Source organism: Streptomyces tubbatahanensis (genome assembly GCF_022699385.1).
Lineage (GTDB): Bacteria > Actinomycetota > Actinomycetes > Streptomycetales > Streptomycetaceae > Streptomyces > Streptomyces diacarni.
Genome location: NZ_CP093846.1, coordinates 1,609,438 through 1,629,609 on the forward strand (window position 1 = coordinate 1,609,438; position 20,172 = coordinate 1,629,609).

At 67.7% G+C, this 20,172-nt stretch carries 15 protein-coding genes and 3 rRNA genes; 7 read left to right on the plus strand and 11 right to left on the minus strand.

All coding sequences use genetic code 11. The features are described from left to right. Positions 1-4 precede the first annotated feature (4 nt). Genes MMF93_RS06945 through MMF93_RS06955 form a run of 3 tightly spaced genes read left to right on the plus strand, consistent with a single transcriptional unit; the run spans position 5 to position 3,788 of the window. On the plus strand, positions 5-1,348 hold the full coding sequence (locus tag MMF93_RS06945; RefSeq protein WP_242750196.1) for a lysine N(6)-hydroxylase/L-ornithine N(5)-oxygenase family protein: 1,344 nt from the start codon (positions 5-7) through the stop codon (positions 1,346-1,348). Then, a complete protein-coding gene (locus tag MMF93_RS06950) occupies positions 1,345-1,926 on the plus strand; it encodes a GNAT family N-acetyltransferase (protein ID WP_242750197.1) in 582 nt (193 codons plus the stop codon). Before MMF93_RS06945 ends, MMF93_RS06950 begins: the two co-directional genes overlap by 4 nt. Next, complete coding sequence (locus MMF93_RS06955; RefSeq protein ID WP_242750198.1) at positions 1,923-3,788, plus strand: IucA/IucC family protein; 1,866 nt, start codon at positions 1,923-1,925, stop codon at positions 3,786-3,788. The genes MMF93_RS06950 and MMF93_RS06955 overlap by 4 nt, the downstream gene beginning before the upstream one ends. A 194-nt stretch (positions 3,789-3,982) precedes the next feature. On the opposite strand, the gene MMF93_RS06960 is transcribed toward MMF93_RS06955, so the two are convergent. The 5 genes from MMF93_RS06960 to MMF93_RS06980 all read right to left on the minus strand — a co-directional run bounded on the left by MMF93_RS06960 (position 3,983) and on the right by MMF93_RS06980 (position 12,202). Then, positions 3,983-4,756 carry a tetratricopeptide repeat protein gene (locus MMF93_RS06960; protein WP_242757330.1) on the minus strand — a complete coding sequence of 258 codons (774 nt, stop codon included), beginning with the start codon at positions 4,754-4,756 and terminating at the stop codon, positions 3,983-3,985. Positions 4,757-5,876: 1,120 nt separating this feature from the next. Further along, a 5S ribosomal RNA gene (gene rrf, locus MMF93_RS06965) occupies positions 5,877-5,993 on the minus strand. Between the two features lie 112 nt (positions 5,994-6,105). After that, positions 6,106-9,233: ribosomal RNA gene (locus MMF93_RS06970) — 23S ribosomal RNA — on the minus strand. 304 nt (positions 9,234-9,537) lie between these two features. Then, positions 9,538-11,068, minus strand: a 16S ribosomal RNA gene (locus MMF93_RS06975). The 16S, 23S and 5S rRNA genes sit together here, the layout of an rRNA operon. A gap of 438 nt (positions 11,069-11,506) precedes the next feature. Further along, positions 11,507-12,202, minus strand: coding sequence for a DNA-3-methyladenine glycosylase (locus tag MMF93_RS06980; RefSeq protein ID WP_242750199.1), 696 nt, complete (start codon positions 12,200-12,202; stop codon positions 11,507-11,509). Between the two features lie 118 nt (positions 12,203-12,320). Here MMF93_RS06980 and MMF93_RS06985 point away from each other — a divergent pair, with 118 nt between their 5' ends. Beyond that, the gene (locus MMF93_RS06985; protein WP_242757332.1) at positions 12,321-13,103 is read left to right on the plus strand and encodes a sporulation protein; all 783 of its coding nucleotides are present in this window, start codon (positions 12,321-12,323) and stop codon (positions 13,101-13,103) included. A 72-nt stretch (positions 13,104-13,175) separates the two neighbouring features. Here the strand turns inward: MMF93_RS06985 and MMF93_RS06990 are convergent, their stop codons facing one another. Continuing rightward, positions 13,176-13,607, minus strand: a complete 432-nt coding sequence (locus MMF93_RS06990) for a barstar family protein (RefSeq protein WP_242750200.1) — start codon at positions 13,605-13,607, stop codon at positions 13,176-13,178. A gap of 177 nt (positions 13,608-13,784) precedes the next feature. On the opposite strand from MMF93_RS06990, the gene MMF93_RS06995 reads away from it, so the two are divergent. After that, the gene (locus MMF93_RS06995) at positions 13,785-14,324 is read left to right on the plus strand and encodes a YbhB/YbcL family Raf kinase inhibitor-like protein (RefSeq protein WP_242750201.1); all 540 of its coding nucleotides are present in this window, start codon (positions 13,785-13,787) and stop codon (positions 14,322-14,324) included. A 608-nt stretch (positions 14,325-14,932) separates the two neighbouring features. Beyond that, the gene (locus tag MMF93_RS07000) at positions 14,933-15,445 is read left to right on the plus strand and encodes an HNH endonuclease (RefSeq protein ID WP_114020805.1); all 513 of its coding nucleotides are present in this window, start codon (positions 14,933-14,935) and stop codon (positions 15,443-15,445) included. A 67-nt stretch (positions 15,446-15,512) separates the two neighbouring features. On the opposite strand, the gene MMF93_RS07005 is transcribed toward MMF93_RS07000, so the two are convergent. From MMF93_RS07005 to MMF93_RS07020, 4 genes are all read right to left on the minus strand, one after another. Then, entirely contained in the window at positions 15,513-16,280 is a 768-nt protein-coding gene (locus MMF93_RS07005) for a sulfite exporter TauE/SafE family protein (protein ID WP_242750202.1), read from the minus strand. Between the two features lie 210 nt (positions 16,281-16,490). Further along, positions 16,491-17,468: an SPFH domain-containing protein gene (locus MMF93_RS07010; protein WP_114016945.1), complete on the minus strand. Its 978-nt coding sequence runs from the start codon at positions 17,466-17,468 to the stop codon at positions 16,491-16,493. 84 nt (positions 17,469-17,552) lie between these two features. Next, positions 17,553-17,984, minus strand: coding sequence for an NfeD family protein (locus tag MMF93_RS07015; protein WP_242750203.1), 432 nt, complete (start codon positions 17,982-17,984; stop codon positions 17,553-17,555). Positions 17,985-17,997: 13 nt separating this feature from the next. After that, on the minus strand, positions 17,998-18,789 hold the full coding sequence (locus MMF93_RS07020) for an ABC transporter ATP-binding protein (RefSeq protein WP_242750204.1): 792 nt from the start codon (positions 18,787-18,789) through the stop codon (positions 17,998-18,000). Positions 18,790-18,904: 115 nt separating this feature from the next. Between MMF93_RS07020 and MMF93_RS07025 the strand changes: the two genes are divergently transcribed. Further along, a complete protein-coding gene (locus MMF93_RS07025; RefSeq protein WP_242750205.1) occupies positions 18,905-19,732 on the plus strand; it encodes a hypothetical protein in 828 nt (275 codons plus the stop codon). Between the two features lie 93 nt (positions 19,733-19,825). Here MMF93_RS07025 and MMF93_RS07030 read toward each other — a convergent pair whose 3' ends face one another. After that, positions 19,826-20,074 (minus strand): chaplin, encoded by a 249-nt coding sequence (locus tag MMF93_RS07030; protein WP_242750206.1) that lies wholly within the window; start codon positions 20,072-20,074, stop codon positions 19,826-19,828. Positions 20,075-20,172: the final 98 nt, after the last annotated feature.

Sequence of the window (20,172 nt, forward strand, 5' to 3'; positions counted from 1 at the left end):
CGACGTGACCCACGACGCCCCCGTACACGACTTCGTCGCCATCGGCCTGGGCCCCTTCAACCTGGGCCTCGCCTGCCTGACCGAGCCGATACCGGACCTGAACGGCGTCTTCCTCGACGACAAGCCGGAGTTCACCTGGCACCCGGGCATGATGCTGGAGGACAGCACCCTCCAGACGCCTTTCATGTCCGACCTGGTCACCCTCGCGGACCCGACCTCGCCGTTCTCCTTCCTCAACTACCTCAAGGAATCCGGACGGCTCTACTCGTTCTACATACGCGAGAGCTTCTACCCGCTCCGCGCCGAGTTCAGCGACTACTGCCGCTGGGCCGCCGAACGGCTCGCGGACGGCACCGTGCGCTTCGGCCACCGCGTCGTCGACGTCGCACACGACGAGAGCGACGGGCTCTACACCGTCCACGCCGAGCACCTGCCCACGGGCGAGCGGCGCACCTTCCGCGCGCCGAAACTCATCCTGGGCACCGGCACCCCGCCCTACCTGCCCGAACCCTGCCAGGACCTCGGCGGCGACCTGATCCACAACTCCCGCTACCTGGAAGCCAAGGAAGCCCTCCAGAAGAAGAAGAGCATCACCCTGGTGGGCAGCGGCCAGAGCGCCGCCGAGATCTACTACGACCTCCTCCAGGACATCGACGCCCACGGCTACGCGCTCAACTGGCTGACCCGCTCCCCCCGCTTCTTCCCCCTCGAATACACCAAGCTGACGCTGGAGATGACCTCGCCGGAGTACGTGGACTACTTCCACTCCCTCCCACCCGACACCCGCGACGACCTCGTCGCCTCGCAGAAGAACCTCTACAAGGGCATCAACTCCGAGCTGATCGACGCCATCTTCGACCTGCTCTACCAGAAGAACCGCGTCCGCTCCTGCCCCACCCGGCTGATGACCAACACCGCGCTGACCGACGCCTCCTACGACGCGGCCGCCGGCACCTACACCCTCGGACTGCGCCAGGAAGAGCAGAAGCGCGACTTCTCCCTCACCACCGAGGGCCTCATCCTGGCCACCGGCTACCGCTACCAGCGCCCCGCCTTCCTCGACGCGATCGCCGACCGCATCGAGTGGGACCCGCGCGGACGCTTCGCCGTCCGCCGCGACTACAGCGTCGACACCGCGGGGCAGGAGATCTACGTACAGAACGCGGAGCTGCACACCCACGGCTTCGTCGCCCCCGACCTGGGCATGGCCGCCTACCGCAACTCCAGCATCGTCCGCGCGCTGCTCGGCCGCGAGGTGTACCCGATCGAGCGGTCCATCGCCTTCCAGGAGTTCGCCGCCCCCCTGGCCGACGGCACGCCCGCCACCGAAGCGGAGGCCGCCCTGTGACCACCGCCGACGCCCCCGTCTTCACCCGCACCGACGCGGAACTGGGCTCCTTCTCCCTCCGCCCCGTTAACCCGCTCACCGACGCCGAGCTGCTGCACACCTGGGTCACCCACCCCAAGGCGGCGTTCTACCTGCTACAGGACGCGACACTCCCCGACGTCGAACGCGAGTTCATGGACATCGCCGCCTCGCCCCACCACGACGCCTTCCTCGGCCGGCACAACGGCGAACCCGCCTTCCTGATGGAACGCTACGACCCGCGCCACGTCGAACTCGCCGGCCTCTACCCGCACGCCGACGGCGACATCGGCATGCACTTCCTGTGCGCCCCCGCCCAAGAGCCCGTGCACGGCTTCACCCGTGCCGTCCTCACCACCGTCATGGCGATGCTCTTCTCCGACCCCGGCGCCCACCGCGTCGTCGTCGAACCCGACGTGCGCAACACCGCCGTCCACGCCCTCAACGAAGCGGTCGGCTTCCGCGCCGAGACCACCCTCACCAAGCCGGAGAAGGAAGCCCTCCTCAGCTTCTGCACTCACGAGCAGTTCCAGGCCGCCACAGGAGTGACCCCCGCATGAGCCTCCCCACCACCCCGCAGCCCACCCCACCGCACGCGGCCGTCAGCCACCTCACCCCCGAACGCTGGGCCCACGCCACCCGACTCCTGGTGCGCAAGGCTCTGGCCGAGTTCACCCACGAGCGGCTGCTGACCCCGGCACCGCTCGACGAGACGGAACAGGGGGACGCGCAGGGGAACGCTCAGGAAGACGCGCCCCACGGGAACGGCGCACGCCGATACGCCGTGCGCTGTGACGACGGCGCCACCGAGTACCGCTTCACCGCCCGCCGCTTCGCCCTCGACCACTGGCAGGTCGAGGCCGACAGCATCAGCCGCCACCACGACGGCGCGGAACTCCCCCTCGACGCGCTCGCCTTCATCACCGAACTGCGGACCTCACTCGGCCTCGGCGACGACATCCTCCCCGTCTACCTGGAGGAGATCAGCTCCACCCTGGCCAGCACCGCGTACAAACTCGCGGCGCCCCACACCACCGCGGCCGAACTCGCCGCCGCCGGCTTCCAGGACATCGAAGCCGGCATGACCGAGGGCCACCCCTGCTTCATCGCCAACAACGGCCGCCTCGGCTTCGACATCGCCGAGTACCGCGCCTACGCCCCCGAGACCGGCTCCCCCGTCCGGCTCATCTGGCTCGCCGCACGCCGCGACCGCACCACCTTCACCGCCTGCGCCGACCTCACCTACGACAAACTCGTCCTCTCCGAGCTCTCCGGCACCACACTCCGCCGCTTCTCCGCCGCCCTGACCGAACAGGGCCTGGACCTGGACGACTACTACCTCGTGCCCGTCCACCCCTGGCAGTGGTGGAACAAACTGTCGGTCACCTTCGCCGCCGAGGTCGCCCAGCGCCACCTGGTGCCGCTCGGCCACGGCGACGACGAACACCTCGCACAGCAGTCCATCCGCACCTTCTTCAACGCCACCCAGCCCACCAAGCACTACGTGAAGACCGCGCTCTCCGTCCTCAACATGGGCTTCCTGCGCGGCCTGTCCGCCTCCTACATGGAAGCGACCCCGGCCATCAACGACTGGCTGGCCGACCTCGTGTCCCGCGACGAGACGCTCCGCGCCACCGGCCTCGGCGTCCTGCGCGAACGCGCCGCCGTCGGCTACCACCCCGCCCCCTACGAGGCAGCCGCCCCCAAGGGCTCCCCCTACCTGAAGATGCTCGCCGCGCTGTGGCGCGAGAGCCCCATGCCGTTCCTGCACGACGGCGAGAAGCCCGCCACCATGGCCTCGCTCCTGCACACCGACCGCGACGGCAACTCCCTGGCCGCCGCCCTCATCCACAGCTCAGGGCTCGAACCCACCGAGTGGCTGCGCTCCTACCTGACCGCCTACCTCACGCCGCTGCTGCACTGCTTCTACGCCTACGACCTGGTGTTCATGCCGCACGGCGAGAACGTCATCCTCGTCCTGGACGACCAGGGCGTTCCCCGCCGGGCCCTCTTCAAGGACCTGGCCGAGGAGATCGCCGTCATGAGCGAGGACGCCGAACTCCCCACCGAGGTCGAGCGCATCCGCGCCGACGTCCCCGAGGACATGAAGATCCTCTCCCTCTTCACGGACGTCTTCGACTGCTTCTTCCGCTTCCTCGCACCCGTCCTGGACACGGCCGGCATCCTCGACGAGGACACCTTCTGGGCCACCGTCGCCGACGTCGCCAAGGAGTACCAGAAGTCCACCCCGCACCTGGCCGAGCGCCACGCACGCTACGACCTGTTCGCGGACGAGTTCGCCCTCTCCTGCCTCAACCGCCTCCAGCTGCGCAACAACCAGCAGATGGTCGACCTCCAGGACCCCGCCGGGGCGCTCCAGCTCACCGGCACCCTGAAGAACCCGCTGGCCGCGCACAGGTGAGCACGAGCGCGCGGTGAGCACGAGCGCGCGGTGAGCACGAGCGCGCGGTGAGCACGAGCTTGCGGTGAGAAAGAGCGCGTAACGAGTACGAGGGGCGGGCCCCGTTCGGGACCGCCCCTCGTACTCGTTGTCCGGCTTGCTCGGCTGTCGGCAGTACACCCGCGCGGGTGCGCGGGAACCCCGTGCGGTCGGGGTCAGCCCTCCGAGGCCGGCCCCTCGCCGCTCCGCCCGCTCCCGTCGGCGGTCCCGTTCGCGTCGTCCCCGTCGTCCCGGTCGTCCTCGTCGTCCCCGTCCAGAGCGTCGATGAACTCCACACCGTCCAGCTCGGCAAGCCGGTCCGAGGCATCCGTCACACCGCTCTGATCGGCCTCCAAGGTCTTGGCGAACCACTCACGCGCCTCATCCTCACGACCGACCTCGAGCAACGCGTCCGCGTACGCGTACCGCAGCCGCGCCGTCCACGGCTGCACGGACGTGGACGCCAGCTCCGGGCTCTGCAACGTCACCACCGCGGCATCCGCCTGCCCCATGTCACGCCGCGCCCCCGCCGCGACGAGCCGCATCTCGACCTGCCCCGCCTTGTCGAGCTGCTGCACCTCGGGCTCGCCCGCCATGGCCAACGCCTTCTCGGGACGCCCCAGACCGCGCTCGCAGTCCGCCATCACCGGCCACAGATGCTGCAGCCCGGTCATCCGCCGCGCGGCCCGGAACTCCGCCAACGCCTCCGCGTACTTCTCCACCGCGTACGCGGCGAAACCCGCCGCCTCGCGCACCGACGGCACCCTCGATGCCAGCCGCAGCGCCACCTTCGCGTACGCGTACGCCCGCTCGGGGTCCTCGTCCAGCAGCCGCGCCACCATCACCAGGTTCCGCGCGACGTCCTCGGCCAGCGTCTTCGGCAGGCTCTTCAGCTCCTGCTTGACGTCCTTGTCCAGCTCCTCGCCGGTGACGTCCTCGTCGATCGGCAGCCGCCGCAACGGCTCACGGTCCTGCCGGTCGCGGCCACGCTCCCGATCGTCCCGCCCGCACGGCCGCCCACGATCGCCGCCACCGCGCCGGAAGCCGCCCGACCGGTCGTCGTCCCGCCGGAAACCACCCCGGCGCTCGTCCCGACGGTCCCGGCCACCGCCCTGGCCCCCGTACGGCCGACGCCCACGGTCACGCCCCTCGTCCCGCCGAGCCCCGGGCCCGCCCTGCGGACGACCCCTGTCGCGGTCGCGGTCGCCATCACGGCTGCGCCCCCTGTCGCGGTCGTCGCGGCGGTAGGAGTCGCGCTCACGGCTGTGATCGCGGTCGCGGTCGCGGTCATCCCGACGGTACGAGCCGCGGTCGCGGTCGTCACGGCGGTACGGGCTGCGGTCACGGTCGCGGTCGTCACGGCGGTACGAGCTGCGGTCGCGATCGCGGTCGCGGTCGTCACGGCGGAACGAGCCACGGTCGCGGTCGCGGTCGTCGCGACGGAACGAGCCACGGTCGCGGTCGCGGTCGTCGCGACGGAACGAACCACGGTCGCGGTCGCGGTCGTCGCGACGGAACGGGCTGCGGTCACGGTCGCGGTCGTCACGGCGGTAGGAACCCCCCTGGCGGTCGTCGCGACGGGAGAAGGAACGGTCGCCGTCGCGTCGGGGCCCCTGGCCCCGACGTTCGTCCCGCCCCTCGCGCGGACGGTCGTCACGGGGACGGTCGTCGCGGGAGAAGCCACCACCGGAGCGCTGAGGCCGGCCGCGGTCGCCCCGCCCGCCGCGCGCATCGCGCCCGTCCCTGTCGTCCGAGCGGTAGCCACCGCCGGAGCGGAAACCCCCACCGCGGCCACCGCGGCCGCCGTCCTCACGCCGCGGGCCGCGCGGACCACCCGAGCGGGGAGCGTCATCGCGGCGCGGGCCGGAGCCGGACTGCCGTGGCCGGCGTTCTGGGCGGTCGCGGTCGTCGGAGGAGCTGGGGGACATCGACGTGACTCCTGTCTGCGGTGCCTGTACACGATTCTCGCGCAGGCAGTGGAACAACGCTCTCCGAGAATGCGGAGAGAAAACAAAAAAAGACCCTTGGCCTCCAGCGCATGCACGCTGGAGGCCAAGGGCCATAAAGATTGTTCGGCGGCGTCCTACTCTCCCACACGCTCCCGCATGCAGTACCATCGGCGCTGAAAGGCTTAGCTTCCGGGTTCGGAATGTAACCGGGCGTTTCCCTCACGCTATGACCACCGAAACTCTGATCGGTCACCGGATCTCGATCCAGTCCCGGTCTCAAAGCGCACAAGCACACTCGTGTTGAGAGTGCGGTTGTTGTCTCAGAACCCACACAGTGGACGCGAGCCTCTATGGACAAGCCCTCGGCCTATTAGTACCGGTCACCTCCACCCATTACTGGGCTTCCAGATCCGGCCTATCAACCCCGTCATCTCCAGGGAGCCTTACCCTCTCAAAGGAGGCAGGAGTCCTCATCTCGAAGCAGGCTTCCCGCTTAGATGCTTTCAGCGGTTATCCTTCCCGAACGTAGCCAACCAGCCATGCCCTTGGCAGAACAACTGGCACACCAGAGGTCCGTCCGTCCCGGTCCTCTCGTACTAGGGACAGCCCTTCTCAAGACTCCAACGCGCGCAGCGGATAGGGACCGAACTGTCTCACGACGTTCTAAACCCAGCTCGCGTACCGCTTTAATGGGCGAACAGCCCAACCCTTGGGACCGACTCCAGCCCCAGGATGCGACGAGCCGACATCGAGGTGCCAAACCATCCCGTCGATATGGACTCTTGGGGAAGATCAGCCTGTTATCCCCGGGGTACCTTTTATCCGTTGAGCGACGGCGCTTCCACAAGCCACCGCCGGATCACTAGTCCCGACTTTCGTCCCTGCTCGACCCGTCAGTCTCACAGTCAAGCTCCCTTGTGCACTTACACTCACCACCTGATGACCAACCAGGCTGAGGGAACCTTTGGGCGCCTCCGTTACCATTTAGGAGGCAACCGCCCCAGTTAAACTACCCACCAGACACTGTCCCCGATCCGGATCACGGACCCAGGTTAGACATCCAGCACGACCAGAGTGGTATTTCAACAACGACTCCACGAACACTGGCGTGCCCGCATCACAGTCTCCCACCTATCCTACACAAGCCGAACCGAACACCAATATCAAGCTATAGTAAAGGTCCCGGGGTCTTTCCGTCCTGCTGCGCGAAACGAGCATCTTTACTCGTAGTGCAATTTCACCGGGTCTATGGTTGAGACAGTCAAGAAGTCGTTACGCCATTCGTGCAGGTCGGAACTTACCCGACAAGGAATTTCGCTACCTTAGGATGGTTATAGTTACCACCGCCGTTTACTGGCGCTTAAGTTCTCAGCTTCACCACACCGAAATGTGACTAACCGGTCCCCTTAACGTTCCAGCACCGGGCAGGCGTCAGTCCGTATACCTCGCCTTACGGCTTCGCACGGACCTGTGTTTTTAGTAAACAGTCGCTTCTCGCTGGTCTCTGCGGCCACCCCCAGCTCACACTGCAAAAGTGATCACCAGGTGTGGCCCCCCTTCTCCCGAAGTTACGGGGGCATTTTGCCGAGTTCCTTAACCATAGTTCACCCGAACGCCTCGGTATTCTCTACCAGACCACCTGAGTCGGTTTAGGGTACGGGCCGCCACACACCTCGCTAGAGGCTTTTCTCGACAGCACAGGATCATCCACTTCACCACAAACGGCTCGGCATCAGGTCTCACCCCTGTAACGAGGAACGGATTTACCTACTCCTCGGGCTACACCCTTACCCCGGGACAACCACCGCCCGGGATGGACTACCTCACTGCGTCACCCCATCACTCACCTACTACAGACTTGGACCGTCGGCTCCACCACTCCCGAAACCAGCAAAGCCGCACGGACGGTTTCACGGACTTAGCATCACCTGATTCGATGTTGATCGCTGCATAGCGGGTACCGGAATATCAACCGGTTCTCCATCGACTACGCCTGTCGGCCTCGCCTTAGGTCCCGACTTACCCTGGGCAGATCAGCTTGACCCAGGAACCCTTAGTCAATCGGCGCACACGTTTCTCACGCATGTATCGCTACTCATGCCTGCATTCTCACTCGTGAACCATCCACAACTCGCTTCCACGGCTGCTTCACCCGGCACACGACGCTCCCCTACCCACCCCACACAGCCGTTAGGGCTCCCATGTGAGTGACACGACTTCGGCGGTGTACTTGAGCCCCGCTACATTGTCGGCGCGGAATCACTTGACCAGTGAGCTATTACGCACTCTTTCAAGGATGGCTGCTTCTAAGCCAACCTCCTGGTTGTCTCTGCGACTCCACATCCTTTCCCACTTAGCACACGCTTAGGGGCCTTAGTCGATGCTCTGGGCTGTTTCCCTCTCGACCATGGAGCTTATCCCCCACAGTCTCACTGCCGCGCTCTCACTTACCGGCATTCGGAGTTTGGCTAAGGTCAGTAACCCGGTAAGGCCCATCGCCTATCCAGTGCTCTACCTCCGGCAAGAAACACACGACGCTGCACCTAAATGCATTTCGGGGAGAACCAGCTATCACGGAGTTTGATTGGCCTTTCACCCCTAACCACAGGTCATCCCCCAGGTTTTCAACCCTGGTGGGTTCGGGCCTCCACGAAGTCTTACCTCCGCTTCACCCTGCCCATGGCTAGATCACTCCGCTTCGGGTCTTGAACACGCTACTCAAACGCCCTCTTCGGACTCGCTTTCGCTACGGCTCCCCCACACGGGTTAACCTCGCAACATGCCGCAAACTCGCAGGCTCATTCTTCAAAAGGCACGCAGTCACGACGCACCAAGAAAACTCGATGCGCGACGCTCCCACGGCTTGTAGGCACACGGTTTCAGGTACTCTTTCACTCCGCTCCCGCGGTACTTTTCACCATTCCCTCACGGTACTATCCGCTATCGGTCACCAGGGAATATTTAGGCTTAACGGGTGGTCCCGCCAGATTCACACAGGATTTCTCGGGCCCCATGCTACTTGGGTGGCTCCCAAACGAGCCGCTGACATTTCAGCTACGGGGGTCTTACCCTCTACGCCGGGCCTTTCGCATGCCCTTCGCCTACATCAACGGTTTCTCACTCGCCTCATGGCCGGCAGACCATAAAAGAAAGCTCCCACAACCCCGCATGCGCAACCCCTGCCGGGTCTCACACACATACGGTTTAGCCTCCTCCGGTTTCGCTCACCACTACTCCCGGAATCACGGTTGTTTTCTCTTCCTACGGGTACTGAGATGTTTCACTTCCCCGCGTTCCCTCCACACCGCCTATACATTCAGCGGCAGGTGACAGCCCATGACGACTGCCGGGTTCCCCCATTCGGACACCCCCGGATCACAGCTCGGTTGACAACTCCCCGGGGTCTATCGCGGCCTCCCACGTCCTTCATCGGTTCCTGGTGCCAAGGCATCCACCGTGCGCCCTTAAAAACTTGGCCACAGATGCTCGCGTCCACTGTGCAGTTCTCAAACAACAACCAGCCACCCACCACCCCCAACCACAGCTGGAGTTCACTGGGACCGGCACACCGAAGGGCGGGCAACAGCCCGCACCCTCAGACACCCAACAGCGCGCCCGACATCCCCCCCGCCACCGTGTTCCACGCTCCGAAGAGCAGTACTAACAACACCAGTGAACCAGTGCCGAATAGTCAACGTTCCACCCATGAGCGACCAGCATCAGACACGCGCTGATGTACTGGCGTCTGGACCACCACCACGTGGCGGCCAGGTGCTCCTTAGAAAGGAGGTGATCCAGCCGCACCTTCCGGTACGGCTACCTTGTTACGACTTCGTCCCAATCGCCAGTCCCACCTTCGACGATTCCCTCCCCGCAAGGGGGTTGGGCCACCGGCTTCGGGTGTTACCGACTTTCGTGACGTGACGGGCGGTGTGTACAAGGCCCGGGAACGTATTCACCGCAGCAATGCTGATCTGCGATTACTAGCGACTCCGACTTCATGGGGTCGAGTTGCAGACCCCAATCCGAACTGAGACCGGCTTTTTGAGATTCGCTCCACCTCACGGCATCGCAGCTCATTGTACCGGCCATTGTAGCACGTGTGCAGCCCAAGACATAAGGGGCATGATGACTTGACGTCGTCCCCACCTTCCTCCGAGTTGACCCCGGCAGTCTCCCGTGAGTCCCCGTCACCCCGAAAGGCACGCTGGCAACACAGGATAAGGGTTGCGCTCGTTGCGGGACTTAACCCAACATCTCACGACACGAGCTGACGACAGCCATGCACCACCTGTACACCGACCCAAAGGGGGCGACCATCTCTGGCCGTTTCCGGTGTATGTCAAGCCTTGGTAAGGTTCTTCGCGTTGCGTCGAATTAAGCCACATGCTCCGCCGCTTGTGCGGGCCCCCGTCAATTCCTTTGAGTTTTAGCCTTGCGGCCGTACTCCCCAGGCGGGGAACTTAATGCGTTAGCTGCGGCACGGACGACGTGGAATGTCGCCCACACCTAGTTCCCAACGTTTACGGCGTGGACTACCAGGGTATCTAATCCTGTTCGCTCCCCACGCTTTCGCTCCTCAGCGTCAGTATCGGCCCAGAGATCCGCCTTCGCCACCGGTGTTCCTCCTGATATCTGCGCATTTCACCGCTACACCAGGAATTCCGATCTCCCCTACCGAACTCTAGCCTGCCCGTATCGAATGCAGACCCGGGGTTAAGCCCCGGGCTTTCACATCCGACGCGACAGGCCGCCTACGAGCTCTTTACGCCCAATAATTCCGGACAACGCTCGCACCCTACGTATTACCGCGGCTGCTGGCACGTAGTTAGCCGGTGCTTCTTCTGCAGGTACCGTCACTTGCGCTTCTTCCCTGCTGAAAGAGGTTTACAACCCGAAGGCCGTCATCCCTCACGCGGCGTCGCTGCATCAGGCTTGCGCCCATTGTGCAATATTCCCCACTGCTGCCTCCCGTAGGAGTCTGGGCCGTGTCTCAGTCCCAGTGTGGCCGGTCGCCCTCTCAGGCCGGCTACCCGTCGTCGCCTTGGTAGGCCATCACCCCACCAACAAGCTGATAGGCCGCGGGCTCATCCTGCACCGCCGGAGCTTTCCACACGGAGACCATGCGATCCCGTGTCATATCCGGTATTAGACCCCGTTTCCAGGGCTTGTCCCAGAGTGCAGGGCAGATTGCCCACGTGTTACTCACCCGTTCGCCACTAATCCCCCACCGAAGCGGGTTCATCGTTCGACTTGCATGTGTTAAGCACGCCGCCAGCGTTCGTCCTGAGCCAGGATCAAACTCTCCGTGAATGCTTGCATCATCCACAGGAAGAGCGGAACAGGCCGGAGGAATAATCCAACCCGTTCACAGCGTCCTCGCTGTCATATGTTTCAAAGGAACCTCAACCCACCGGAAACCCGGCAGGTCGGGGTATCAACATATCTGGCGTTGACTTTTGGCACGCTGTTGAGTTCTCAAGGAACGGACGCTTCCTTCGAAACCAATCGGCACTGACAATGCAGCACCGGTTTCTCCGGACGTTTGCCCTTTCGGTGTTCACTACTTTAGCTCGTTCTCCCCGAGACTCATAATCGAGTCTTTCCAAGTCGTTTTTCGGCGCACCGAAAGCGACCCCGGCGAAGGGGTATACGTTCTGAGGTAGTGATGTGCCGCTTTTCGTCCGGGGGCGCTCTCACTGGGCTGGAAGCCCGTGGCAAGCCGTCCCGTCTTCAGCGGCTCGGTCTACGTTAGGGGGTCGAGCGGTTCGCGTCAAGCGCCGGGCGGCGGTGCCGTGGTTTGTGGGGGCGGTAGGGGCTGACCGTCGGATCGTCGGCGAGCCAGAAGCGCCAGGGGTGGTGGGCGCCCTCTCCGCCGACTCCGGTGCGGGGACCGTTGCGTACCGCGTCGGCGTCACCCGGCTCTCCGGCGAGGACGCTCAGCGGCGCGGTGGCGTCGTGGGAGCACACGTCGGCGCCGTTCAGCTCGCGGTCCACGGCCAGTGCCGTGGCGAGGCGGGCAGGGCCCTTGGCGAGTTCCGCGTCCTTGCGGGCCTTGGGCCGGCGATGCCTGGCCTCGTCCACCCCTTCGAGTACCTCACCCGCGCGGATCAGCACACCGCCGGCATGCCCCTCAGGGCCGCAGACGAGGTTCAGGCTGTACCACATGCCGTAGATGAAATAGACGTACGCGTGGCCCGGGGGGCCGAACATCGAGGCGTTGCGTGCGGTCTTGCCCCGGTAGGCGTGGGAGCCGGGGTCGGCCTCACCCGCGTACGCCTCGACCTCCGTGATGCGCAACTGCATGCGCCCCTGCGGCGTCGTGCGTAGCAGGATGCGGCCGAGGAGCTCGGGAGCGACATCCAGGACAGGACGGTCGAAGAAGGTTCGGGGGAGGTACGGGTGGTCGCCGGTCGTGCTGGGGTTGCTGTCTCGGCCTGCGATCATGCCCTCCGAGCGTACAAGAACCGCGCGCATGAGAACGGCGCGGAGGAGCGGCGTGCGAGCGCCGCGCTACGAGAACTGGCCGCGCTTCCGCCGGGAAGCCGGATGGGGAGGACGAGGGATGGGCTTCAAGAAGCTGTTCGCGAGCATGGGTATGGGCAGCGCGTCCGTCGACACCGTGCTGCACGAGCCGCACGCCGTACCCGGGGGCGTGGTCCAGGGTGAGGTGCGGATCGAGGGCGGCTCCGTCGAGCAGGAGATCCAGGCGTTGTCCGTGGGTCTGCAGGCCCGGGTCGAGGTGGAGACGAACGACGGCGAGACGCATCAGAACATCGAGTTCGGTACCCAGCAGCTCGGTGGCGAGCTGACCCTGCACGAGGGCGCTTCGCACGTGGTGCCCTTCAGCCTCGAGGTTCCGTGGGAGACGCCGGTCACCACGTTCCTGGGGCAGCAGCTGCGGGGGATGCAGCTGGGCGTGTGCACGGAGCTGGCGATCGCGCGGGCCGTGGACTCGACCGACCTGGACCCGGTGGAGATCCACCCGCTGCCCGCGCAGCAGGCGATTCTGGACGCGTTCGGGCAGCTGGGCTTCCGCTTCAAGTCGGCGGACATGGAGAAGGGGCACATCCGCAACACGCGGCAGCGGCTGCCCTTCTACCAGGAGATCGAGTTCTACGCGCCGCAGCAGTACCGCGGGCTCAACCAGGTCGAGCTGTCCTTTGTCGCGGACTCGCGGGGGATGGACGTGGTGCTGGAGATGGACAAGAAGCCGGGGTTGTTCTCGGAGGGCAGTGACACCTTCCGCGCGTTCCCCGTGGACTTCGACACCTATCAGCAGACGGACTGGGCCGGGTACCTCAACCAGTGGCTGGCCGAGGTCGGCGGGAAGCGCAACTGGTTCTGACGCGGTCGGGGGCGGTGCGGCCCCGCTCGCCCCTTCCAGCCGGACGCCGGCTGCGGCGCACCGCGGCCCCGCTCAGCCCAGCAGGATGCTGAGCGGGGTCTCGCGTACCGCCCAGAAGCCGACGGCGGCGGTGAAGACCTCCGCGGCGGCGGCCGCGTCCTCGGGGTCGGCCGCTTCGAACTCCGTCCAGCCGGTGGCCAGGAACAGGTAGCCGCGGGTCTCGCCCCACCAGGACAGGTCGGTGAGGAGGTCGGCGAGGGCGTCCCAGTTGCGGCCGAAGTAGTCGGGGAGTTCCAGTCCGGTGGCGCAACGCTCCATGAAGTCGGCCTTGTTGCCGACGCCGGTCAGGTCCACGACCGCGTCGAACCAGCCGGCTGCGTCCGCCTGCATGAGGGCGTCGGGCCCCACGGAGGGGAACCGGTAGACGCCGGGGGGCACCGAGGCGTCGAAGAGGCCGGGAAGGTCGGCCTGGGGCAGCTCGGGCAGTTCCACGGGGCTGGTCATCTCATACCACCGCTTCGGGTCTCGTCGTGGTCACTCGCTCGAAGGCGCCCGCGGCTGCGGGCGTGGGGCTGGGGTGTACGGGGCGTGCTTACGCACCCTGGACATGGTGGCAAAGAGAGGCTGCCTCGATCGTTAGGCTGGCCGGTACAGCGATTCGCGTGACGAGGAGGTTTCGACGTGACCGACCAGCAACGGCGCCCGCTACCCCATGACTTCCACCCCCCGGTGCCGTCGATTCGTGTGGTGAGCGACGATCTGGCGGACGGCGGCCATCTGGGTTCCGCACAGGTGTACGCGGAGGGGAACACCTCTCCGCACCTGCGGTGGGAAGGCGCCCCGGAGGGGACGAAGAGCTACGCCGTGACGTGCTTCGACCCGGACGCGCCGACCGGCAGCGGTTTCTGGCACTGGTCCGTCTTCGACATCCCGGCCTCGGTGACCGAGCTGCCCGCGGGTGCCGGCACGGGTGAGATGAAGGGGCTCCCCGAGGGGGCCGTGCACGTGCGCAACGACTTCGGGACGCGGGACTTCGGCGGAGCCGCGCCGCCGCCCGGGGACGGGCCGCACCGCTACGTGTTCACCGTCTACGCCGTGGACGCGGAGAAGCTCGGTCCCGACGCCGGTGCGACGCCCGCCTTCGTCGGGTTCAACCTGCGCTTCCACACGCTGGCGCGGGGGCACGCCATCGCCGAGTACGAGATCCCTGCGGAGGGCTGACCGACAGTTCGGCTCCGCGACTGACCGGCAGCCCGGCTCCCCGGAAGAGTGGAAGGCCGGCTCCCCGGGAGAGCGGGAGACCGGCTTCCGGCCGGCTGGCCGGAACAATTCCGTTGCGCCGCGCCTCGTGCGCGGCGCAACGTGTATCCGGGCAGTCGGCACCGTGGCGCGGTACGCCACCGCGAGCGGGGACGGCTGGCGCTCATCGACGCCGCCGTCCGCCGGAGTCCGGCCGGGGGTCGGACGACCGCGCCGGCTGCCTCCGACGCCCCTCCCCGGCCGCCCGCCCCCCTGGGCACTCGCGCCCTTTTCTCTCCCGCGCTCCTCCTCCCCGGCCTCTCCCGCGCTCCCGGCGGCCGGCCGTACGCCCCGTCTTCCCGTCTCCCCGTCTTCCCGGGGCTCTCCCCTGCCTCGACGACCTGGTGTTCCCGGGCTCTTCACGCGCCGTACAGCGGGCAGAAATTGCGTTGTCGGCCTGCGGGGACAGCGGCACAGTGGAGCCACCCCGGCGCGGGGGCGCACGGGGTGAAAGCGGAGGAACCGGTAGAGAAGCCGAAGGAATCGGGAAAGACCGAGGGATCCGAGGGGTCCAAGGGGAGGCGGGCGGGATGCGGGAGACGTTGGTGCTCAACGCGAGCTTCGAGCCGCTGTCGACGGTGTCGCTGCGGCGTGCCGTGGTGCTCGTAATGCGGGAGAAGGCCGTCGTCGAGCAGTCGCATCCCGGGCTGAGGGTGCGCGCGGCGCAGCTGGAGATACCGGTGCCACAGGTGATCAGGCTGCGCAGGTTCGTGAGAGTGCCGTTCCGACAACGGGCGTCGTGGTCGCGGCGGGGTGTGCTGGTGCGGGACCGGCACAGGTGTGCGTACTGCGGGCGCCGGGCGACCACGGTGGACCACGTCGTCCCGCGGTCGCACGGGGGCGGCGACACGTGGCTGAACACGGTCGCCGCGTGTGCGGCGGACAACCACAGGAAGGCGGACCGTACGCCCGCGCAGGCGGGGATGCGGCTGCTGGTGAAGCCGTTCGAGCCGACGCCCGCGGACTCCCTGCTGCTGGCGCTGGGCCTCGGGGAGGGCGACACGCTGCCCGAGTGGCTGACGGTGCCGGCGGCCACGGCGTGAGACCCCTTCCGCGGCCCGCGCCCGGACGGCGGCAGGGGCTTCGCCGGCCGGGGCGGTCCCCCTCGGGTCAGTCCAGTATCAGCTGAACGATGGCGACCAGGCCGACGGCGACGATGACGCCGCGGAGCACCCCGGGGGCCAGCTTGCGTCCGATGCGGGCGCCGAGCTGGCCCCCGGCCGCCGATCCGAGCGCGATTAGCAGGACGGCCGTCCAGTCGACGTCGGCGACGAAGATGAAGAAGACGGCGGCGACGCCGTTGACGACGGCTCCGAGGACGTTCTTGACGGCGTTGATGCGTTGCAGGTCGTCGTTGAGCAGCAGCCCCATCAGCGCCACGTAGATGACGCCCTGCGCGGCGCCGAAGTATCCGCCGTAGGCGCTGGCGACCAGGATGCCGCTCTGGAGGGGGACGCCGCCGTGCGGGTGTCCTGTGCTGTCCTTGCGTGCGCGTCGGCGGCGGACGGCGGCGGCCAGCCGTGGCTGGAAGACGACGAGGACGAGCGCGACCGCGATCAGCACCGGGACGATCATGTCGAAGGCGCTGCTGGGGAGGGTGAGCAGCAGGATCGCGCCGGTCAGTCCGCCGAGGAGGGCGACGCCGCCGAGCCGCAGGACGCGGCCGCGCTGGCCGCGCAGCTCCCTGCGGTATCCGATGGCTCCGCTGACGGAGCCGGGGACGAGACCGATGGTGTTGGAGACGTTGGCGGTCACCGGCGGCAGGCCGACCGCGAGCAGGACGGGGAAGGTGATGAGGGTGCCGGAGCCGACGACGGTGTTGATGCCGCCGGCGGCGATTCCCGCGGCACAGACGGCGACTGCCTCCCATATGGTCACGCGAAGCCCCTCCGGTGATCGGTGTCAGTGCCACTGATCATGCCCGAGGGGCGGGTGCGTGCGTGCGCCGCGTCCGGCTTCCGGACGAACGCGCTTCCCTGGCGGTGGGCCGGGTGGGCCGGAGGCGGGAGCCGACCGGCCGCCCGCCGCCCGATCCGCGGCGGGTCCGCCGCCGGGCTCCGGGACCGCTCGGGGCGGTCCCGGGCGCGCTCAGGAGTCGAGCGGGGGCTGCTCGCGCGGGGGCTTGGTGACGGCAGGCGGGGTCATCTGGCTGGGGACGCCGCCGCGGCTGCCGCCGTTGCCGCCGCCGCTGTCGGGGCGGAAGTTGTCGAGGGCGCCGCCGAGGCCCTTGAGCGCGTCGCCGATCTCGCTGGGGACGATCCAGAGCTTGTTGGCGTCGCCCTCGGCGATCTTCGGGAGCATCTGGAGGTACTGGTAGGAGAGCAGCTTCTGGTCCGGGTCCCCCGCGTGGATGGACTCGAACACCGTGCGGATGGCCTGCGCCTCACCTTCGGCGCGGAGCGCCGCGGAGCGGGACTCACCTTCGGCGCGCAGGATGGCCGACTGCTTCTCACCCTCGGCGGTGAGGATCGCCGACTGGCGGACACCCTCGGCCTGGAGGATCGCGGCGCGCTTGTCACGGTCGGCGCGCATCTGCTTCTCCATCGAGTCCTGGATGGAGGTCGGCGGCTCGATGGCCTTGAGCTCGACGCGGTTGACGCGGATGCCCCACTTGCCCGTGGCCTCGTCCAGCACGCCGCGCAGCGCGGCGTTGATCTCCTCGCGGGAGGTGAGGGTGCGCTCCAGGTCCATGCCGCCGATGATGTTGCGCAGCGTGGTGACGGTGAGCTGCTCGATCGCCTGGATGTAGCTGGCGACCTCGTAGGTGGCGGCCCGGGCGTCGGTGACCTGGTAGTAGATGACGGTGTCGATGTTCACCACGAGGTTGTCCTGGGTGATCACCGGCTGCGGGGGGAAGGGCACGACCTGCTCGCGGAGGTCCACGCGGTTGCGGACGGTGTCGATGAAGGGGACGACGATGTTGAGGCCCGCGTTCAGGGTGCGGGTGTAGCGTCCGAAGCGCTCCACGATCGCGGCGCTGGCCTGCGGGATCACCTGGATCGTCTTGATGAGCGCGATACAGACGAGCACCACCAGGATGATCAGGACGATGATGATGGCGTCCACGGCCTTGCCCCCTGCATCTTGTTATCGCCTCTTGTGTACGTGCCGCTCGTGCAACTGCCGCTCGCTGTGCGGTTGCTCACGCCATCACATCACGACGGCGGTGGCTCCGTCGATCTCGACCACATCCACCTCACTGCCCGGCTCGTGGGTCGTCGACGCGTCGAGCGCGCGGGCCGACCAGATCTCACCGGCGAGCTTGATGCGGCCGCTGCGACCGTCGACCTGCTCCAGCACCACGGCCTGCCGGCCCTTGAGTGCCTCCACGCCGCTGGCCAGCGCGGGCCGTTCGGCACGGGAGCGGCGCGCGATGGGCCGTACGACCAGGATCAGGGCCACCGAGACGATGGCGAAGACCAGGACCTGGGGGACGGCTCCCCCACCGAGCCCGGCCGTTCCCGCGGCCGCGACCGCGCCCACCGCGAGCATGCCGAACTCGGGCATGGCCGTGATGATGAGAGGGATTCCCAGCGCTGCGGCGGCCACCAGCCACCAGACCCATGCATCCACGGGTCCCATGGTAGGCGCGAGCTCAGCGCAGCGGCAGGCCCTGAGCGGTCCAACGGCCGTTCTGCGTCTCGACGACGAGGGGGAGGCCGAAGCACAGCGAGAGGTTGCGGGAGGTCAGCTCCGTCTCCAGCGGGCCCGCGGCCAGCACCCGGCCCTGGCGGATCATCAGGGCGTGGGTGAAGCCCGGCGGGATCTCCTCGACGTGGTGGGTGACCATCAGCATGGAGGGGGCGTAGGAGTCGCGTGCGAGCCGTCCGAGGCGGCGGACGAGGTCCTCGCGCCCGCCCAGGTCGAGCCCGGCGGCGGGCTCGTCGAGGAGCAGCAGTTCAGGGTCCGTCATCATGGCGCGGGCGATCATGGTGCGCTTGCGCTCGCCCTCGGAGAGGGTGCCGAACCTGCGGTCGAGGTACTCGGACATGCCCAGGCGGTCGAGGAAGGCACGGGCACGGTCCTCGTCGACCTTCTCGTAGTTCTCCTGCCAGTGCGCCGTCATGCCGTAGGCGGCGGTGAGCACGGTCTCCAGCACGGTCTGGCGGCGGGGAAGCTTCTCGGCCATCGCGATGCTGGCCATGCCGACGCGCGGGCGCAGCTCGAACACGTCGACGCTGCCGAGCTGTTCGCCCAGGATGCGGGCGGAGCCCGAGGTCGGGAAGAGGTAGCTGGAGGCGACGTTGAGCAGGGTGGTCTTGCCCGCTCCGTTGGGACCGAGGATGACCCAGCGCTCGCCCTCCTTGACCGACCAGGAGACGTCGTCCACCAGAGCGCGTCCGTCGCGGACCACGGATACGTCCACCAGCTCCAGTACTTCGCTCATGAGCGCGTTGTCTCCTATTGCAGTCGCGTTTGAGTGCCTGTGGGCACATTCCCCAGGGGAAAACCTACGCCACCGTGTGCGAAAGCCTCTCTCTAGGCTTCCCTAGGCTGGGTCCATGCTCACTGAACCTCGTTCCGGGCGGCTGGCCGCCTGGGGAAACGCGCTCTTCGCCGGTCTCGTCTCGCCTGACGAGGCCGCCGAGCGCATCGTTGCGGGCGACGCCGTGCACCGTGTGGCGCTGCCGGATGAGGAGGGCGCCCCGGTGGGGCTGACGCTGGCGCTGGGGCGGCTGCGGTCGCTGGGCGCGGTCGGCCTGCGGGTGGCGCTGCCGGTGCCGGGGCACCCGCTGGGGCTGAGCGGGCCGCCTCAGTTCAACGCGCGGGCGGTGGCGGCCGAGGAGGCGGTGCTGGTGCACGGCGCCGCGCTCGGTCTGGTTCCCGCCGTGCACGAGGCGGGGCCCCAGGGGGCGGACCCCGAAGACGTGCACACCGAGGTGGTGTGGGAGTGCCTGCCGGTGCGCGAGGCGCCGCCCGCCGACGTGCCGTCGCTCGCGGAGGCCGAGCGGGAGCTGGCGGAGGCGTTGCGGGAGGCCACCGAGGTGCTCACCCGGCTGGACGTGGCGGGTTCGGGGCCGGTCGCGGACGCGGCGCTGGAGGCGTACCGCGCACGCATGGAGGCGGGCAGGCAGCTGCTGGCTCCCGGCTATCCGCCGCGTGCGGTGCGGGTGCTGGAGCTGGCCCAGCGGGTGGGGGCGCTGGTGGCGATCGCGTACGGCGGCGGCGGTGACGGCCGTGAGCACGGCGGGGCGCTGAGCGCGTCGGCGATCGCGGCGCGGGCTGAGGCGCTGCGCCCCGTGGAGCGTACGGCGCGGCGGGCGCAGGTGGCCGCGTACAACGCGTACGCGGAGGAGCTGGAACGGCGCCGGGAGGGCGGGCGGCCCTGAGGCTCAGGGGCCGCGGGGCTCAGGGCCGCAGGGCCGCGGGGCTCAGGGCCCCGTGGCTCCGTGGCCCGGGGCCCGCCCTTCCGGCGCGGCGCCTCAGTGGTTGACGGCGTGGTTGCCGAAGACGGGGTTGAGGACGCCGACGACGTTCACGGAGTTGCCCGAGACGTTGGCGGGAACGTGGATCGGGGCCTGGACGAGGTTGCCGGAGCCGACACCGGGCGAGTTGGTGGCCGCGCCGTGGGCGTCGGCGTGGTGGCCGGTGGCGAAGGCCGAGCCGGCGGAGGCACCGGCGGCGACACCGGCGGCGGCGATGACGAGGGCGGCCTTCTTGGCAGTGTTCATGGGGTGTTCTCCCTGTGGAATCAGCTGATCGCACCGCGGACGGGGCGCCGCGGGCACACCAGGGAGAACGGGCGCCCGCCGGTGGGGATACGCAGAAA

What these genes read in the sequence shown, in the direction of transcription:
- MMF93_RS06955 (WP_242750198.1), top strand. Translation starts at nt 1,923, where the DNA reads ATGAGCCTCCCCACCACCCCGCAGCCCACCCCACCGCACGCGGCCGTC.
- MMF93_RS06980 (WP_242750199.1), bottom strand. Translation starts at nt 12,202, where the DNA reads ATGATCGCAGGCCGAGACAGCAACCCCAGCACGACCGGCGACCACCCG.
- MMF93_RS06985 (WP_242757332.1), top strand. Translation starts at nt 12,321, where the DNA reads ATGGGCTTCAAGAAGCTGTTCGCGAGCATGGGTATGGGCAGCGCGTCC.
- MMF93_RS06990 (WP_242750200.1), bottom strand. Translation starts at nt 13,607, where the DNA reads ATGACCAGCCCCGTGGAACTGCCCGAGCTGCCCCAGGCCGACCTTCCC.
- MMF93_RS07000 (WP_114020805.1), top strand. Translation starts at nt 14,933, where the DNA reads ATGCGGGAGACGTTGGTGCTCAACGCGAGCTTCGAGCCGCTGTCGACG.
- MMF93_RS07015 (WP_242750203.1), bottom strand. Translation starts at nt 17,984, where the DNA reads ATGGGACCCGTGGATGCATGGGTCTGGTGGCTGGTGGCCGCCGCAGCG.
- MMF93_RS07020 (WP_242750204.1), bottom strand. Translation starts at nt 18,789, where the DNA reads ATGAGCGAAGTACTGGAGCTGGTGGACGTATCCGTGGTCCGCGACGGA.
- MMF93_RS07025 (WP_242750205.1), top strand. Translation starts at nt 18,905, where the DNA reads ATGCTCACTGAACCTCGTTCCGGGCGGCTGGCCGCCTGGGGAAACGCG.
- MMF93_RS07030 (WP_242750206.1), bottom strand. Translation starts at nt 20,074, where the DNA reads ATGAACACTGCCAAGAAGGCCGCCCTCGTCATCGCCGCCGCCGGTGTC.